16 protein-coding genes and 3 pseudogenes are annotated in these 16,498 nt (G+C 46.2%); 9 read left to right on the top strand and 10 right to left on the bottom strand.

The annotated features are described in order from the left end of the window. The first annotated feature begins 119 nt into the window (after positions 1-119). Entirely contained in the window at positions 120-389 is a 270-nt protein-coding gene (locus tag ACFFLE_RS07740) for a sigma 54-interacting transcriptional regulator (protein ID WP_380570561.1), read from the top strand. Between the two features lie 77 nt (positions 390-466). On the opposite strand, the gene ACFFLE_RS07735 is transcribed toward ACFFLE_RS07740, so the two are convergent. Further along, positions 467-631: a hypothetical protein gene (locus ACFFLE_RS07735; protein ID WP_380570566.1), complete on the bottom strand. Its 165-nt coding sequence runs from the start codon at positions 629-631 to the stop codon at positions 467-469. 181 nt (positions 632-812) lie between these two features. On the opposite strand from ACFFLE_RS07735, the gene ACFFLE_RS07730 reads away from it, so the two are divergent. Further along, the gene (locus tag ACFFLE_RS07730) at positions 813-1,418 is read left to right on the top strand and encodes a rhomboid family intramembrane serine protease (RefSeq protein WP_380570560.1); all 606 of its coding nucleotides are present in this window, start codon (positions 813-815) and stop codon (positions 1,416-1,418) included. A gap of 126 nt (positions 1,419-1,544) precedes the next feature. Here the strand turns inward: ACFFLE_RS07730 and ACFFLE_RS07725 are convergent. After that, positions 1,545-1,850: pseudogene (locus ACFFLE_RS07725) on the bottom strand (IS30 family transposase); the annotation flags it as partial. A gap of 123 nt (positions 1,851-1,973) precedes the next feature. On the opposite strand from ACFFLE_RS07725, the gene ACFFLE_RS07720 reads away from it, so the two are divergent. Further along, on the top strand, positions 1,974-2,570 hold the full coding sequence (locus tag ACFFLE_RS07720) for an ATP-binding cassette domain-containing protein (protein WP_380570559.1): 597 nt from the start codon (positions 1,974-1,976) through the stop codon (positions 2,568-2,570). A gap of 49 nt (positions 2,571-2,619) precedes the next feature. On the opposite strand, the gene ACFFLE_RS07715 is transcribed toward ACFFLE_RS07720, so the two are convergent. Continuing rightward, entirely contained in the window at positions 2,620-3,777 is a 1,158-nt protein-coding gene (locus tag ACFFLE_RS07715; RefSeq protein ID WP_380570565.1) for an acyl-CoA dehydrogenase family protein, read from the bottom strand. Positions 3,778-3,990: 213 nt separating this feature from the next. On the opposite strand from ACFFLE_RS07715, the gene ACFFLE_RS07710 reads away from it, so the two are divergent. The 4 genes from ACFFLE_RS07710 to ACFFLE_RS07695 are packed head-to-tail and all read left to right on the top strand — an operon-like array spanning position 3,991 to position 7,040. Further along, positions 3,991-4,734, top strand: a complete 744-nt coding sequence (locus ACFFLE_RS07710; protein ID WP_380570558.1) for an amino acid ABC transporter ATP-binding protein — start codon at positions 3,991-3,993, stop codon at positions 4,732-4,734. Positions 4,735-4,758: 24 nt separating this feature from the next. Beyond that, on the top strand, positions 4,759-5,595 hold the full coding sequence (locus ACFFLE_RS07705; RefSeq protein ID WP_124010788.1) for a transporter substrate-binding domain-containing protein: 837 nt from the start codon (positions 4,759-4,761) through the stop codon (positions 5,593-5,595). Positions 5,596-5,626: 31 nt separating this feature from the next. After that, positions 5,627-6,352 (top strand): amino acid ABC transporter permease, encoded by a 726-nt coding sequence (locus ACFFLE_RS07700; protein ID WP_380570557.1) that lies wholly within the window; start codon positions 5,627-5,629, stop codon positions 6,350-6,352. Continuing rightward, positions 6,345-7,040, top strand: a complete 696-nt coding sequence (locus ACFFLE_RS07695; protein ID WP_380570556.1) for an amino acid ABC transporter permease — start codon at positions 6,345-6,347, stop codon at positions 7,038-7,040. Before ACFFLE_RS07700 ends, ACFFLE_RS07695 begins: the two co-directional genes overlap by 8 nt. A 103-nt stretch (positions 7,041-7,143) precedes the next feature. On the opposite strand, the gene ACFFLE_RS07690 is transcribed toward ACFFLE_RS07695, so the two are convergent. From ACFFLE_RS07690 to ACFFLE_RS07670, 5 genes and pseudogenes are all read right to left on the bottom strand, one after another. Further along, positions 7,144-8,580: a sodium:solute symporter family protein gene (locus tag ACFFLE_RS07690; RefSeq protein ID WP_380570555.1), complete on the bottom strand. Its 1,437-nt coding sequence runs from the start codon at positions 8,578-8,580 to the stop codon at positions 7,144-7,146. A gap of 119 nt (positions 8,581-8,699) precedes the next feature. Then, on the bottom strand, positions 8,700-9,713 hold the full coding sequence (locus ACFFLE_RS07685) for an LLM class flavin-dependent oxidoreductase (protein ID WP_380570554.1): 1,014 nt from the start codon (positions 9,711-9,713) through the stop codon (positions 8,700-8,702). Between the two features lie 31 nt (positions 9,714-9,744). Continuing rightward, complete coding sequence (lplA, locus tag ACFFLE_RS07680; RefSeq protein WP_380570553.1) at positions 9,745-10,779, bottom strand: lipoate--protein ligase; 1,035 nt, start codon at positions 10,777-10,779, stop codon at positions 9,745-9,747. Then, positions 10,779-11,681 carry an SIR2 family NAD-dependent protein deacylase gene (locus ACFFLE_RS07675; protein ID WP_380570564.1) on the bottom strand — a complete coding sequence of 301 codons (903 nt, stop codon included), beginning with the start codon at positions 11,679-11,681 and terminating at the stop codon, positions 10,779-10,781. The genes lplA and ACFFLE_RS07675 overlap by 1 nt, the downstream gene beginning before the upstream one ends. A 9-nt stretch (positions 11,682-11,690) precedes the next feature. Continuing rightward, a pseudogene (locus ACFFLE_RS07670) lies at positions 11,691-12,485 on the bottom strand (protein-ADP-ribose hydrolase). Between ACFFLE_RS07670 and ACFFLE_RS07665 the strand changes: the two are divergent. Further along, complete coding sequence (locus ACFFLE_RS07665) at positions 12,414-13,127, top strand: oxidoreductase (protein ID WP_380570563.1); 714 nt, start codon at positions 12,414-12,416, stop codon at positions 13,125-13,127. The pseudogene ACFFLE_RS07670 and the gene ACFFLE_RS07665 overlap by 72 nt on opposite strands. A 142-nt stretch (positions 13,128-13,269) precedes the next feature. Here the strand turns inward: ACFFLE_RS07665 and ACFFLE_RS07660 are convergent, their stop codons facing one another. Together ACFFLE_RS07660 and ACFFLE_RS07655 are read right to left on the bottom strand one after the other, a co-directional pair. Next, positions 13,270-14,349 carry an acyltransferase gene (locus ACFFLE_RS07660; protein WP_380570552.1) on the bottom strand — a complete coding sequence of 360 codons (1,080 nt, stop codon included), beginning with the start codon at positions 14,347-14,349 and terminating at the stop codon, positions 13,270-13,272. Between the two features lie 353 nt (positions 14,350-14,702). Then, positions 14,703-15,631 (bottom strand): annotated as a pseudogene (locus ACFFLE_RS07655) (DsbA family protein). 195 nt (positions 15,632-15,826) lie between these two features. Here ACFFLE_RS07655 and ACFFLE_RS07650 point away from each other — a divergent pair. Continuing rightward, positions 15,827-16,411 carry a TetR/AcrR family transcriptional regulator gene (locus tag ACFFLE_RS07650; RefSeq protein WP_380570551.1) on the top strand — a complete coding sequence of 195 codons (585 nt, stop codon included), beginning with the start codon at positions 15,827-15,829 and terminating at the stop codon, positions 16,409-16,411. Positions 16,412-16,498: the final 87 nt, after the last annotated feature.

Raw genomic sequence — 16,498 nt, 5'->3', positions numbered from 1 at the left:
GTGTCTTATTTGGAGAGAGCTGTTGAGTCTTAATTGTGGAAAACTGTTGAGTCTAGTTTAGCAGTTACAACGGTAAGCTGGTCATGGCGAGTGCGACGCCTTTTTATGAAGGTGCACAGATGAAGAGAATCATCGTAAACTCACGGGATTTCACTTCCCTCAACACCTTGCAGAGTGACCTCGAGGATACGAAGAGAATCAGCAGGAACTATCATATGGAACTCGAGCAGATAAAGTACAGGGAGATAGACAGTGACCTGATCGCAAGGGATTCTGAGATGGAGAAGGTGATCAGGATGGTCATGCGTGTGGCGCCGGTAAAATCCTCGGTATTGATTCAAGGGGAGGCGGGGGTGGGGCAAGAGTGTCATTGCACACCTCCTGCATAGCTACAGCCGGGTGAAGGATATGCCCTTCATGAAGTTGGATTGCGGAGCGATTCCTAAGGTTCCTTTTCGTATCGTTTCTATAGTATGTTCAAAATACTTGAGTGACTCTGTAAATGTTTCTTTATGTGTCTTTTATAAATTTGCTCTGTAATAAACAATTCTACAGCCACTATATTGTCTAACATATTCTTAGGTGATTTGTCAGGTGGGCCAGCTTGCGTATCTAAAATATCTTCCTGCATAAGAAACACCTCCTTATTATGATTATTCTTTACATAACAAGTATATATAATTGGAAAATATTATATATATTTACCGTGTAATTATAAAATAACATAAGGCGTTGTAAAATACAATTTATTGTTAGAATATTTAGAAAATTAACATATTATACTATAATGGTATTTATAAGGAGGACAACACATGTTTATTTTTGATTTTTCATTTAAGAATTTTTTGAAAAATTATAAAGTTACGGCTTTATTAATTTTTCTTGTTTTGTTTAATGGTATTATTACATTGGTTTTTTATGGTAGTTATAATGATCAGAGTGTTGAAAAAATGGGGGCATTGGTTGATTCGAATATTAGAGAATTAGAGCTTTGGAGACTTTTCACTTACTCTTTAGGCCATATGAGTGTCTTACATCTAATACTTAATCTTCCTATGATTTATTTCTTAGGGAGGCCGTTAGAAAAATATTTTGGAAGTCTTAACTTTATAGCTGTTACTATATTTATTTCCTTAATTACAGGAATTCTAATAACTATGTTTCATTATGGGATTTACCCTCTTAGTGGAAGTTCTAGTTTTGGCAGTGGTTATTTAGGAATATATTTTTTCTTTATATTATTTTATTCAGATAAATTTCATAAACAAGATTATAGTTTTCTATTAATGATTATCGGATCTTTTGTTATATCAACTTTTGTAATACCTGATATTTCTATTGTAGGCCATATTGGAGGATTTCTTGTTGGGTTTATAGTTGCTGTTATTTTTAATACATTTCGTAAAAAAATCAGTTGAAAGTTAAAATTGAAGTCTAATCAAATCATGCGAGTTATTTTAATTTTGAATTGTATAGAGAGCGTAAAATAGTTTGTGTAAATGAATAAATAGAAAAAGGGCATCCTTTTCTTGTAATTTCGTTTGTCAAAATAAGCTAGACAGTTGCTTATCACCCATGTAACTCAAAAACACTTCCAACGGTGTACGGTAGTCCAATGATTTTCTCGGTTTGTTGTTTCTTCTTGCGGCGACGGATGAGACGAAAGCCTGATCGACCGTGTTGAAATCCATGTCTTTGGGCAGTCCGTCCTTTCTGAGCAATCCATTGGAATGTTCATTCAATCCCCGTTGAGACGGTGTCCCCGGATCGGCAAAGTAGATGGACAGGTCATTCCGGTTGCTCATTGACTGCCAGTTGGAAAATTCCTTACCACAGTCGAAGGTGATGGATGGATTGGAAGTGTGCCGGACGATCCAGCTGGATGACCGGAGGGTGCCGATCCTCATGCTGACGGGCAGGGGGAGAGCTACGACATCATCCATGGCCTCGGCATCGGGCCGGATGACTATGTCGTGAAGCCGTTTGATTCGAACGAACTGATTGCACGAATGAAATCGGTGCTCAGGCGCTCCGTCCATGCGGTCGGAGTGGAGGAAATCATCGAGATGGCAAACATGACCACCATACCGGATGAACACAGGCTGGTGATCAATGGCGTGGAACTCTTCATGCCGCCGCGTGAAATGGCGCTGCTGCATTTTTTCGCCACCTGGCCGGACCAGGTCCTATCGAGGCAGCAGCTGGTGGTGAAGAAGATGGCAGGGCGCATCACCGGGGCCGACAGGAAGTTCGCAACAGAGCTTCTGGAAGAGGTAGGATTGGGCGATAAGCTCAAGAAATACCCATCACAGCTTTCCGGTGGGGAACGCCAGCGTACCGCAATCGCGCGTGGTTTCATCAATGACCCGAACATCATACTGGCGGATGAGCCGACGGCAAGTCTCGACAGCAGCCGTGCCTTCGATATCGTCGAACTGATTTCAGATGGGGCGGAGAAGCGGAACAAGGCTGCAGTCATGGTCACCCATGATGAACTCATGCTGAAATATCGTGACCGTGTCTATGAGATTTCCGATGGTGTACTTAAAGAGATGGAACAGACGGTATAATAATATATAGGAAAAGGAGAAGATCAGCTGATCTTCTCCTTTTTGATGGCTATATCTTCTGTTTTTCATTCTGATTATTTTCGACCCTGCCGATTGAACTCTTTGCGAGTCCGATGATGACCATGTCATCCATTGGCGGGTTGTGGAGTCCGGCACGGACGTTCCTGTAGTACCGCTGCAGTTCATTGTCGGCCGACAGGCTCTTCGCCCCGACGACGCGCATGGCGAGGTCGACGGCCTCGACGGCCTTGTTGACGATGGATGTCTTGACGGCGCCGAGTTCGCTGCCCATCCTGCTTCTTTCTTCTTCATCACTTTCATCCCACTGCCTAGCGACGGAATAGAGGAAGTGCTCGGATTCCATCAGCAGCATCTCGATGCGGCCGAGCTTCTCCTGGACGTTCGGCAGCTCTGAAATGGTGCCCTTGATGCTGTTGGGGGAGTAGGTGGTCGCGAATTCGAGTGCCGAATCCTGCGCAGCCCGTGCAATGCCGAGGTAACAGGCCGGAATGTGCAGCAGCCATCCGGCGGGATCCTTCTTACCGAGTGTACGGTAGGAGACGAGGTCTTCCTCCTGTACGTGCACATCCTCCATGATGAAGTCATGGCTGCCGCTTGCGCGCATGGCGACGGAGTTCCAAGTCTCATCGACACGGACACCCTTCAAATTACTGTCTACGAGGAAGTTTCCGACTTCATCACTGCCTTCGATCGTAGCACTGACGACGCCGTACTTCAATATCGGCGACAGTGTGGCGAATGTCTTCCTGCCGTTCAGGATCCATCCGTCGCCTTCTTTCCGCGCCGTGGTCTCCGGCCTGCCGCCGCGTGTCGGGCTGCCGGTTGCCGGTTCGGTGGCCAGGTTGTTGATGAGTGCACCGTTTTCGATGACATCCTGGACGACCTTCCTGTATTTTGCGTCATCCCATGTCTTCTTCTCGCCGAGGTCCATGATGATGCCCATATGCCATCCGATGGAAAGCGCGGTGGCCCCGTCATATTTCGCAATGATCTCCTGATGCTTCATCAGTTCACGCAGCGTAATGCCGCCTCCACCATATTCCGATGGGATGGACAGATGCGGATAGCCGATATCCTTCAACGCTTGGAAATTCTCGAAGGGGAAGGTGACGTCCTCATCGTGCTGCTGAGAAGTCCCGCTGAAATTCTTCGCAGTTTCCTCCATCAGCTGGAGGCGTTCATTCATTTCAAGTTCATTTAATGTCTTCAAAGTGATGCTCCTCTCTTCAATCCTATATGTACTGTCATAATCATTTTATTATTCCACCAAACATATTCTTTTTCAATAGATAAGTGCAATAATACAACTTAAATTCCTAGTTGACAAGTCGGAAATAATAGTTACAATGAAGCATATCATTTCAATTTTCTGATTACATAATGGAAGAAGGTGTGTCATGTGCTGAACATAGAGAATCTGGACTTGTCCTTCGGCGATCATAAGGTGCTGGATGACATCAGCCTCGAAGTCAAGAAGGGTGAGGTGATCACATTCATCGGACCGAGTGGTACGGGGAAGACGAGCCTGCTCAGGTGCATCAACCTGCTGGAGAAGCCGGAGAGCGGCCGCATCACCCTCGGTGGCGATACATATGATTTCAGTTCGATTACAAAGAAGGAGACGCTTGCGCTTCGCCGGAAGACGGCGATGGTATTCCAGCAGTACAACCTTTTCAAGAACAAGACGGTGCTCGAGAATGTCATGGATGCCCAGATCGTGGTCCAGAAGAAGCCGAAGCAGGCAGCGCATGACAAGAGCATGGAGGAACTCACGCGGGTCGGCCTCGAAGCGAAGGCGGATGCATATCCACATCAGCTCTCAGGTGGTCAGCAGCAGCGGGTGAGCATCGCCCGGGCACTCGCTGTGGAGCCGGAAGTGATCCTTTTTGATGAACCGACTTCGGCACTCGACCCTGAACTGGTTGGCGAGGTGCTGAAGGCGATCGGTGAAGTTGCGGATTCGGGCATGACGATCATCCTCGTGACACACGAGATGTCATTCGCCAAAGACATATCCGACCGTGTCATTTTCATGGATCAGGGCAGGGTGGCCGAAGTAGGGCCGCCGGAACAGATATTCGACCATTCTGAAAATGCACGGACTCAGCAGTTCCTGCGCAAGTTCTATACGACGACCCATTAAAAATCATAAGGAGGCATACATATCATGAAAAGGTTACTTTTATCAATTTCATTTGCAGCAGTGCTGCTGGTGCTCGCGGCATGCGGCGGGGAAGAAGAGAGTGCAGAGGGTGCTGAAGAAAGCGGGGAAGTGAGGACAGTGGAAGTTGCGGTGTCCTCTTCCTCCCGTCCGCTGAGCTATGTCGGTGATGACGGAGAGCTGACGGGCTACGAGCCGGAACTGCTGCGTGCCATTGACGAAAAGCTTGAGGGCTATGAATTCAACATGGAAGGCGCGAGCGACAGTGCGGGTGAAATCGGACTCGATACCGGCCAGTATGACATGCTTGCTCAAGGGTTGATCTTGTCTCCGGAAAGGGAGGAGAGCTATCTGGTTCCCGACGAAAGCAATGGACCGAGCCTGATGAAGATTTTTGCGACAGGCGATCAGGAAGGTGAAATCGAAAGTCTAGATGATCTGCAGGGCAAGAACGTCGTACCGGTCACACCGACAGGCGGCGTCTTCAATCTGCTGAACGGCTACAATGAAGAACATCCGGACAACCAGATCGAGTTCGATACATCGGACGGCGGCATTCCGACATCCGACCGCCTGCAGGAAGTGAATGATGGCGTGTATGATGCGCTCGTCCATCCATCCAACCTGGGTCAGCAGGAAATCATTGAAGAGGCGGGTCTCGACATCCATGTGACGGAACCGGTGGAAATCAATCCGACATACTTCCTGATCCATGATTCCGAGGAGAATACTGAACTGCGTGACAAAGTCAGCGAAGCACTGGCCGAACTGAAGGAAGAAGGCACCGTGTCGGAACTGTCCAATGAATTCTATGGGGAAGACATTCTGCAGTACGAAGAGTAGAAATGGCAATGAATGAAGAGGAGGGGTAATCATGGATGTACAATATATGCTGGAGATACTTCCACAGTTCCTGTCTGTGATTCCCATAACGCTCCTGATCGTTGTACTCGCCGCTGTATTCGGTTTTCTACTCAGCATTCCTGTTGCGGCGGCACGGATCAGGAGGATTCCTGCCCTGAGCCAGCTGCTCGGGGCATACATATCATTCACCCGGAGTACACCCATACTGCTGCAACTGTTCCTGTTCTTCTTCGGACTGCCGGTGCTGCTGCAGCTGATCGGATTCGACATAAGGAACATCGGTCCCATCACCGCAGCGACGGTGTGCCTGATCTTCTTCAATGGAGCGTATATGTCTGAAGTGCTGCGGCCGGCTTATCTGGCGATCGATAAGGGGCAGCATGAAGCGGCCGAGAGCCTCGGCTATACACCGTTCCAGAAGATGAAGCGGGTCATCATCCCGCAGATGGGCCCTATTGCGCTCCCGGGCCTCGGCAATGCGATCATCCACCTCATCCATGACAGTTCCCTCGTCTTCGCCATCGGTGTCGTGGACCTCATGGGCATGGCCACGATCATGAGCGGGGATACATTCGGCATGAAGCAGGTGGAAGTCTTTCTGACGGTCGCCCTCATCTACTGGGGCATCTCCATGATTTCCGAGCAGATCATCAGAAGGCTCGAACGCAGGAAGAAGCGGATGCTGAGAAGGACGGGCTACGAAATGAAGAAGAAGGAGGCGGGCTACAGTGTTTGATATCATAGTCGTTTTCGAAAGCTTCGTTGAAATCCTCAAAGTCGTGCCGAAGACGCTGCTTCTGGCGCTCATCATCCTTGTTCTTTCATTCACGATCGGTGCTACGATTACGTACATCCAGAGTTTGAATATACCGGTGGTAAGGCAGGTCATCGGTGTCCTGCAGTCATTTCTCAGGGGCACACCGAATGTCGTGCTCCTCTACCTGGTCTATTATTCATTGCCGCTCGTGATCGCGTGGTTCCTCGGGCTGTTCAATGTCACCTTCGACCCGACAAGTCTGAATTCCACGGCCGTCGTCATCGTGACGTTCAGCATCTGCTACTCCGTCTTCCAGTCCGAAATCATCAGGGGCGCGCTGCATTCATTGGATAAAGATCAGATAGAAGCGGCACAGTCGCTCGGCTACAGCACGACCCAAGTGTTGAGGAAAGTCATCATTCCACAGGTCATGATGGAGGCACTGCCCGATACGATGAATGCATTCCTGATCATCATCAAGGCGCTGTCACTCGCCTTCCTCGTGACCGTCGTCGACATCTTCGCCCAGGCAAGGCTCATCGGGGCACAGAGCTTCAGCTATCTGGAAGCCTTCGTCGCCGCTGCCCTTGTGTACTGGGGCATCTGTGTCCTGCTTACGTACGTCATCGATAAGCTGGAGAACAGGATGCGGAGAGGGTATGCGTAGAAAAGAGTGTAGCCGTCGACTAGTGATATGCTCCCCGTTAAGTAGACAGGTAAAAAGACAAAATAGTAAAAATCCCACTTCTATAAAAGTGGGATTTCGTTGTTTATTTGGCTTTCATCAATAAGCTTTCATTCTCCGTATCTTTAGTTAACACTGTCATAATCAATAGAACTGCAGTTGATAGTGGTAAACCGACCATGATGGGGTGGACCCCAAAAGGATGGCCTAGAACCTGCCAAATGACTGCTGAGCCAAGCCCTGTCCACATTGCGGATAGGCCGGCGATTCCTGTCGGCTTTTTCCAGAACAGGCCAAATATGACTGGTGCCAATAAACCGGAAACCGACATTGCAGTACCCGTTACCATCAGGTTGACCAATCCTGGAATGGTTAGGGTCAATACAAGTGCAATGGCAGACACTATGAGTACAGAAAATCTGCTGTAGACCAACATCTTCTTATCCGTCTTATGTTTCACATTCGGGCGGATAAGGTCATTTACAATGGATGATGAACCTGCAATAAAGAAAGAGTCCGCACTTGATATAACGGCTGCAAGCAGGGCAATGACCATAATGACTACGATGGAAAAAGGAAATACATTTTCAATGACATTGTAGTAGACGAGTGTGGGGTCGATTGTACCGAGATTTAAACCAAAACGACTGAATACCCCGATTGTCATTACAATGGAGCCGAGTGCAACCGCAATGATCATTGAAATCCAATAGCCGCTTCTTGCTGTTTTAATGCTCTTCGCGGCCCAAATGCGCTGCCATACATCCTGCCTGATGAATTGGTAGAATGCCAAGGTCAGAAGGTAGATCATGATTTCACCAGGGGTGATATTAAGTGGATTCAACATGTCACTTTGGTTTGCCGTGCCGGCACTTTCAGAAATATCTTGCCACCCGCCGGAATATCTAAGCACCATGATAAATAGCAGGATGATGCCTAATGTCAAAATGGTGCCTTGGATGACGTCCTGCCAGATGACGGCTTTCAGTCCCCCTACATATGTCTTTACGGTCAGTAATGCCCACCCAATAAGGATGCCTAAAGTCATATTCAAACCGATTGTCAGATTCAATATGGAGGCAATGGCGGCAAACTGCATACCCGTCATGGCACAGTAGGAAAACAGAAAACTGATGACAGTAGGGATACGCGCTTTCTCCCCATAACGCAGGGCGGTATAGTCTCCGACTGTAATCATGTTGTGCTTCTCGCCCAACTCTCTAATTGGCTTAAGAAGGAATAAGGATAATATTATAACGGCAAAGAGCATCGTGATATGTATCCATTGTTCTCCCATACCTAGACTGTAGCCATTTTCCATATACCCCAGTAATGTTGCTCCACCAATACCGGTTCCGACGAATGTCAGGATCAATGGAAAAATGGAAACGGATCGTCCAGCGACATTATAATCCTCATATGTCTTGGTTTTGCGTTTCATATACAAGGATAATGCAAATAAAGCGATGAAATAAATTAGAATGACAAGGCCTAAAACTATTTTCTCATTTGTGTTGAACATATAAGACTCCATCTAAAGCTATTTTTAATGTAAATCAATCATTCATTTTCAATTTTGATATAGAAATGCATATTACGTTGTTTGATGCGCCATTTGATTTGCAGATAACAAGTATCTTTTTATATACGCTCACCTATATCTGCAAGCAACCGATAGGCATCTTTGCGCGCTTCCAGTCCGGGGATCAAAGGAATCAGCAATACTTCATCGGCCCCAAATTGAGCGATCAATTCACTTAGCGCTTCCTGCACACTTTCCTTATTTCCGACGATGATACGCTTTCGGTTTGCTTTAATCATCGCCTTATCCTTTTCAGAATATGGATAGTTCAGTGCTGTATCTACGGAAGGGAAGGTTTTTAATTCACTAAAGTTATTCTTGCCGAGCAGCCAGAGGTCGAGTGCTTTACCGTAAGCCTCTGCTTCTTCTTCAGTCTCAGCGATGGCGACAAACGGTGCAATGGAGACCTTTGATTTTGGCATAGATCGGGAAGTTTTGAATGTATCCCGATAGATGTTTACAGCTTCCATCCCAGCTTTTAATTTCTCAGGTCCGATGAAGGGAAACAAACCAAAAGTGTATCCAACTCCATGTCCCGCGGCGATTTCAGCACTTTTAATGCTTGTCGATAATGCCCACATCTGCGGTACGGTCCCAATGGCTGGATTGGCGGTGATATTGTGGAAGCGGTGTGCTTCGTCTACTGTCCCGCTTAAATAATGAATCAGATCGGTAACGCTTTGTTCATAGGGGAATTTGCGTTCTTTGTTTTCATTCAACGTCCGATTGACGAGCGGGGTGCCGATCGTGTTGCCGAACCCCAGATCGATTCGGTTGGGATGGAAAGCTTCCAAGAGACGAAAATTTTCAGCCACTTTATAAGGGCTGTAATGCGGCAGCATGACGCCTCCAGAACCAATACGGATGGTACCTGTGGCATCAGCCAGCCGCATCATGAGCACTTCTGGCGAACTGTTGGCGAAAGCGGGGACATTATGGTGTTCCGCCACCCAAAACCGTTCATACCCGAGTGATTCAGCCAACCGCGCGAGGGTGACGGTCTCCTGCAGAGCTTGAGCGGCATTTTTACCTTCGTCAATTTGTGCGTAATCGAGAACGCCTATCTTAACCAATTGGACCCTTCTTTCCGGTTGTTGATATTGTTTACTTCACGGGAATGCTTAAAATGACACGAACCAAATCTTCAGCTGTTATGTCACCAAAGTAGTCCGGGATATGAAAGCCTTTCAGAGCCTTCAATAGATCGTCTTTCCATAAGCGTATGCCAGCAAGTGCTTCCTCAATTTCCTTAACATCCTTTTTGCCGAAGAAATCCCCTGTAATCTGTATATCGGTTATCCGGGCACGGTCGACGCTTAGGCCGAAACTGATCGTACCAATTGGAAAACGCTCTGACACCTCGTACTCGAAATGTTGGAACCGTCCATAAGTCCAGTCCCAATTTCTGTACTTTTCAACAGCAAGACGGTCGATGTGCTCCCAATCGTCTTCTGTTAATACATAACGTTTTGCCTGGTTGATATGATCAATGTCCAGCAGTTCACATATCATGTGATCGGTGAATTCCCAGACTGTCATGGATTGATATTCCGGTGCAAGGTGAGGGCGGATGGCATCAACCCGGCTTCTGACGGACTTGATGCCATGTGATTGAATTTTTTTCTGATTGGGGTTCAGTGCAGCGACCATTGCTTCATAATTCGGATTGAGCAATAAGGAATAGCCTGCGTAGATGCGACCGTTCTCGAGCGTCATGGCGGCACCGGATATCTTCTTCCCATCTATCGTCAAATCATTTCGGCCCTGCTGTGCTAGATTTTCAAATCCCAATTTCTCTAAAGCCTTGATGGCTGGTTCATATAACTTGCCGTAATTGTTATAGATATTGTTGTCGCCATCGAAAAGGAAACAAAAGCTCATATTCCAATCATCCAGGTAAACGGCGCCACCACCGGTATCGCGGCGGAGCATCTGGATATTGTGTTCGTCCATATAAGGCTGATTCACTTCTTCATAGGCATTCTGAAATTTCCCTATTTGGACGACAGGATCCATCATGTAAGGAAACAGCACGTCATCGTCCAGGAACAAATGGTCTTTCATATATACTTGGATGGCCATGGAGATGCTTGGATCATAGATCCACTCACCATTACGTTCGGGCATGACTAAATACATCAGCGACCCCCCAATCCATTACTTTCAGCGATGGCGTGAAACACGTCCTCAATGTCCTCATCAATTCTTACGGTCCTTGGGCGAATTGCATGCGGAATGAAGTAATCTTTTTGGTTCATCGTGACAAAGAGGGCTTTTGGATTATCCTCTGTCATTCGTTGAAAAGGATGCTTGATGAATTGAGGAGTTGTATTTCCGACGCCGATTTCCAGGTATAATGTGCGTTTACCTTTTGTTTGTTCCAGGAATTGTTCATAGCGCCGTCTTTGTTCGTGGAAGTGTGCATCTTCCACCATACCCTTTTCTTCGGTACGTTTATTCACTTCAAGGGGCGCACCGCACTCCGGACAATAAGGGATCAGATTTTCTGGCACCTTCATATCACGCTGTTCTTCAACCATCTGACGGATAAGTGCTTCATTTTGATAGGTCTGTTGATGGCAATGTCTGGTGCATTGCCATAAGCCGTATTCCCCTTGGATACGAAAGACTTTGTCCATGTCGAAGTCGGCTGCATAAAAAGCATTATCTGCATTCGTTGTAATGATGTGATAGTCTTTCCCGGCAATAATCTCCATTAAGTCGACATACGCTTTTCCAGTCGGCTGATCAAAGAAGTTCAGCAATGAAAAGCGGCTCTGGAAAGCCCAATATTCCTGCACATCCTCAAATTCAAACAGGCTTGCCTGCAGCATATCAAAGAGGCGATACTTCTTTATGAAGTCTGGAAAAGCATTCGTAAAACGCTCTCCGACGTATGTAAATCCAGTTGCTGCAGACATTCCTGCACCGATACCGATTACGACTGCTTCAGACTCTTCAATTAAGTTATGTAACATGTCCGCTTGGGACATGTCTGATGTATTCGATAACGTGTTCCAGTAATTTTCTATTTGTTGCATCATGATCACCTATTCTGACTGCTCAAAGAGCGATTGGTATATACGAAAATCTTCATCTTTAAAAACGTTAAAGATAACGTCAAGTTCACTTCCTGTTTCTTCCAAATAAGATTTGACGGTGTGTACAGCAATTTCAGCGGCACGTTGATTCGGGAAATTAAATTCACCTGTCGAAATGCAGCAAAACGCAATGGTAGACAGATGATGTTCATCCGCCAAGGTAAGTGATGAACGGTAAGACGAAGCCAACAGCCGTTCTTTTAACGGAGAAACGCCCCGTCCATCAATGAAAGGCCCGACCGTATGGATGACAAAATCCGCCGGCAGATTGTATCCTTCAGTTATTTTTGCTTTTCCTGACGGTTCTTTTCGACCACGGGCCTGGATTATACCCGCACAGGCGAGGCGCAGTTGGACACCAGCCCGTGTATGGATGATGTTGTCAATACATGTATGATTCGCTTGGGTGCAGCCGATAAATCTACTGTTGGCAGCATTGACGATGGCATCTACCTTTAAACTGGTAATATCCCCTTGCCAAATGTAAAGTTGCGGCTCTACAGCTGCAAGGTCACTGATTGTCGTCAACGGCCGCTCATGATTCCACTGGGTCAAAAAAGCGTCCTGAACTTCAATGAACGCATTATCCACCGGTTTTGGCGCCCTGATGTTACATAACCCTTGGAAGAGACGAAGCTTTTCTTCGAACGAATCTTTTTAAATTGCCTCAATATCTGTGCTTGTATTGCCTTTTTCACGCATCAGATAATCGATCAAATAATCAAGTCGCACTTTCTGATCCATATATTTCTCTCCACGTTCTCCAATAAGCGTGAAGATGAATATGGTGCAGACACCCTCGATAACCGGATACGTTTTGGAATTAAAGTGCTTGAAGCTGTCCAGCGGGTGATTGAAGCGGAGGCGCCCGAAGGATTTATCCTTGGTTACCGCTGCACCCCTGAAGAAACACGCGGAAGTGAAGTGGGATATACTGTCGAAGAATTCTTGTATTTTATAGACCGGGCAATGGAAGCAGCCGACATCCATTATCTGGCTACGGCAAGTTGGGGGAAAAACATCTATAAACAAACAATTCGACAAGGGGCGCATAAAGGTGAATTGATGAATAGGGTGGTCTATGACCATATTGCTGGACGGACAGCGGTAATGGCGACTGGCGGCATCAATTCTCCTGATAAGGCACTTGAAGCAATAGAATATGCTGATATGGTGGGTGCGTCCACGCCATTTGTCACAGAACCTGAATTTGTCACTAAAATAGCAGACGGGCGCGAAGACGATATTGATCTGGAATTCACCGAGGATAGGATTAAAGACCTCGCCATTCCCAAGCAGGCATTTAAGGATATGATCGAATTGATGGATATCGGTGCTTCTTTATCGGAGAAAACCCGTAGTGAATTAAACAAATTGCGCAAATGACCTTCAATAAAAACACCTTCGGCGTGGTGCGGTGAGCATCATGCCGAAGGTGTTTCCATGTGGAGACACATGTATTAAAGTGAGTTAAGAAAATATAATTAGAAATGTATAGTCTTCATGTTTTACATATTATCCCCGACCCTTACTGATAGATGGACTTTACAACCTTCTTCCCATTCTGCAATTGGTGATAGAAGATAAGTGCCGTAACAAGTACGAGGGGCGTCAACATCACTTTCCAAAGAAGTGAATCCTCCACAGCGGTCAACTTCATTTGATGTATGAGAACCTGCATAAACTCCATGATAAATACATGGGATACATAGATACCCACCGCATTGGCACCAATTTTAGTGAAAATAGAATTTTTCCCCATCTGCTGATGTTTGAGGGCCAGCATGAATAGTGTCATGACCAATGGAATGGTGAAGAAAAAATAATTCTCCTCTTTGCCCTCGTATAGCTTTAATGTAATGAAACCTTCCAGTACTTGCATGCATGAAAGGACTACCAGCGAAATAACGACAGACCAGGTCGGTATTTTCAGAAGGATTGTGTTGAATGATGAACTGTACTTGGCAACGACACCACCGAATGTTACATAGAATAGGGCGAAAAAGATGCCCTCCCTTGTATTAAAAGGGACATCATAAAGGAAAGAGTATGCTTGACCAAACAGACCGAAAAGGTGCAACCCTATACTGATTATGAATAAGACCCCAACCAACCGCATTTGTACAAATAAGAATAGCAGGAGCACCGCATATATGAGTGCCGGCAGGAACCATAGGTGGTAGCCAGGCGCGCCTTCCCCGAAGTATATAAGACTCCACAGGTTGAAGTGGCTTATAGAGCTTGTGAACATCTCGAAGAGTGTCCCACTATTATTTTCCCCCTCAATAAACTTCACACCTAATTCAAAAACAAAATAGAAAGCGAACCATGCCACATAAAGTTTGATCAGTTTACCAATATACTTCTTGAAGTAATGAAATTGGGCTTGTCGGCTCCCACTCTCGTTTTCTTGATGGATCCATTTTAATTTCTGTACAAATAAATATCCTGACGCTACAAAGAAGAAAGGCACTGCAAACCGTGCAAACATATTGATGAAGAAATTCGCATCGTCACCGTCAATCATTCCGATATGGGCACCTTGAACTGTCTTCGAGTGGATGGCCACAACGAAAAATATCGCAAACCCCTTCACATAATCAATCATATAATTACGCTCCACTGGTTCTCTACCTCTCTTTTTCCAATATCCATGAGGAATGACGCCCCTTCGCTTCCTTCTACCATATGCTGTTGATCAATACTGCCTGCACTAAAGTATCGGCGACAGCCATCGAAATACAGTGATAATCAGCTTGAAAACGGGTGCGTCATTTCCTTTAGTATCTGTTGAGCGGTATTCTATCACGAAAGTGTAGACTTTACTGTTACAGGAACATTAAGAATATATAACGGCGCTCAGATGATGGATGGAGAAGTGGATGCGTAATTCAAGGTGCCTATAAATGAGTATCCTTTTAAAGTTTCAATTAAATAATCAGAGCGTGCTTCAGACTGCACTTATTTCGACAGAGCAAAATACTTCTCACCCAGAAATTCGTGGGATTCGTACTCTATCGTCTCAAGGGATGCTTCTACGAAAGAAGCGACCTCCTCTTTCGAAAGTCCATACATCTCTTCAATCTCCCTTGAGAACAGGAATGTCTCCCTCTCAAGCAGAGTCGATAGGGCTGGCTGTTGCCTAGGCTCAGGGGAAGCGGCGCCCATCACTTGTTCCAGCCCATCTACATAGGATTCGAAAGGCCGGCCACCGACAATCTTTACGCCTTGGTTGTCGGCATTGATCATGATGATGGTAGGGAACCCCCGTGCGCCCAACTGTGCAGTAAGTTCAAAATCTTCCTACAGCAGGTTATGGGCTTCGGATCTTTCCGATTCCGATACAATCGAGCTGCCATCTAATCCCATATCATTTACGACATCGATCAATACGCCTGCGTCAGAAATATTGCGGTCATTGACGAAAACTGCTTCCCGGACGCGACGCAGATAGGCAGTGGCCATTTTATCCGAATGATTGCGCTGTATGACTTTAAATACGCGGGAAGCCGGGAAGGAGGACTGGACGGGATCTTCAATCATGACATTGCCATCGATCGGCATGCGCGTCTGGATGCCGATCGATGGCAATGTCCCGCGACATCGGCTGGTTTATATATGCCGTTTGCAGGGTCGATTGGACCATCATGCCATTTCTCAAGCAGATCGCCCATGACTGTATGGAAGTTGAAGAGGTGTCCGTATTGTTCAGTGAATCGGCGGAAAACGGGTTCCTGAGCCCAACAATGGGAACAGATGGGGTCAGTTATATAGTAGACATCAAGCGCGTTTTTCGTCTGGCTGAAATCGATGAGGCCGGTATCTTCAGCTTCTGTTTCTTTGCATATACCAGTTTCCAGGTCACATATCATATTTTTATTGTTATCCATTTGACATTCTCCTCTGTGGAACTGAATTATCGCTGACAAGCCCGATCCTCTATCGGGAAAAATGCGGTGCGAATGTATATTTTGCCTATATAGTAATTGTATAAGATAATTAGGTTACCTGAAACCAGTATATGAACAATTATGTCGGTTATCCAACACACTGGCGATAATGTTGGACGATAGGAGGATATCGATTTGCCGCAACCAAAAGTGGATCTTCGCATTCAGCGCACCCGCAAATTCATTATGGATGCTTTCATGACGCTTTCAGAGCGGAAAGATTTTAAGGATATTACTGTAAAGGATATTGCCACCGGAGCCATGATCAACCGAGCGACATTCTACTATCACTTTGAGGATATATATGATTTGCTGGAAAAGATGCTGTCGGAAGTGCTGCTTGTGAATCTGGACTATATAAACTATGAAGGAGAGGCGCTCGATGAAGATACACTTATCCGCATATTTACAGCAATCACGGACTTTCAGCAATCTTTAGCCAACAGGTGCCATAGAGGTTACGAAGAGACCATCGCCCGCATCATACGTGAGCAGCTTGAAGTCATCTTCTTCAAGATGCTGGCTAAGCAAAATGGCGCGTCGGACGAGGCGGGATTGAAATTGACTGCGGTCATGCTGAGCTGGAGTATGTATGGGGCTTCTGCCGAGTGGAGGAGAAGCGGTCGGGATATGTCACCTGAGACATACATCAAATCATCTCTTCCTTATTTGATGCATGGGCTGGATTTTAAATCGAATTCCGGTGCTTCCAGGCCATAGAAACATATCGGCACAGAATGTACTATATTAATAGGCTCTCCCTAATCATGTGTGCTTGACATTGAAAAAAGCAGAATCTTCCTCTAA

The sequence above is a fragment of the Salinicoccus siamensis genome, from assembly GCF_042429615.1.
In the GTDB taxonomy this organism is placed as follows: domain Bacteria; phylum Bacillota; class Bacilli; order Staphylococcales; family Salinicoccaceae; genus Salinicoccus; species Salinicoccus siamensis.
The sequence above is the reverse complement of the archived record's forward strand: the minus strand, read 5'-3'. Positions and strand labels throughout refer to the sequence as shown.

Bases quoted from the DNA above. Each gene is read 5' to 3' on its own strand.
- ACFFLE_RS07740 (WP_380570561.1), top strand. From the start codon at position 120: ATGAAGAGAATCATCGTAAACTCACGGGATTTCACTTCCCTCAACACC.
- ACFFLE_RS07735 (WP_380570566.1), bottom strand. From the start codon at position 631: ATGCAGGAAGATATTTTAGATACGCAAGCTGGCCCACCTGACAAATCA.
- ACFFLE_RS07730 (WP_380570560.1), top strand. From the start codon at position 813: ATGTTTATTTTTGATTTTTCATTTAAGAATTTTTTGAAAAATTATAAA.
- ACFFLE_RS07715 (WP_380570565.1), bottom strand. From the start codon at position 3,777: ATGAATGAACGCCTCCAGCTGATGGAGGAAACTGCGAAGAATTTCAGC.
- ACFFLE_RS07705 (WP_124010788.1), top strand. From the start codon at position 4,759: ATGAAAAGGTTACTTTTATCAATTTCATTTGCAGCAGTGCTGCTGGTG.
- ACFFLE_RS07700 (WP_380570557.1), top strand. From the start codon at position 5,627: ATGGATGTACAATATATGCTGGAGATACTTCCACAGTTCCTGTCTGTG.
- ACFFLE_RS07690 (WP_380570555.1), bottom strand. From the start codon at position 8,580: ATGTTCAACACAAATGAGAAAATAGTTTTAGGCCTTGTCATTCTAATT.
- lplA (WP_380570553.1), bottom strand. From the start codon at position 10,779: ATGTATTTAGTCATGCCCGAACGTAATGGTGAGTGGATCTATGATCCA.
- ACFFLE_RS07675 (WP_380570564.1), bottom strand. From the start codon at position 11,681: ATGCAACAAATAGAAAATTACTGGAACACGTTATCGAATACATCAGAC.
- ACFFLE_RS07660 (WP_380570552.1), bottom strand. From the start codon at position 14,349: ATGATTGATTATGTGAAGGGGTTTGCGATATTTTTCGTTGTGGCCATC.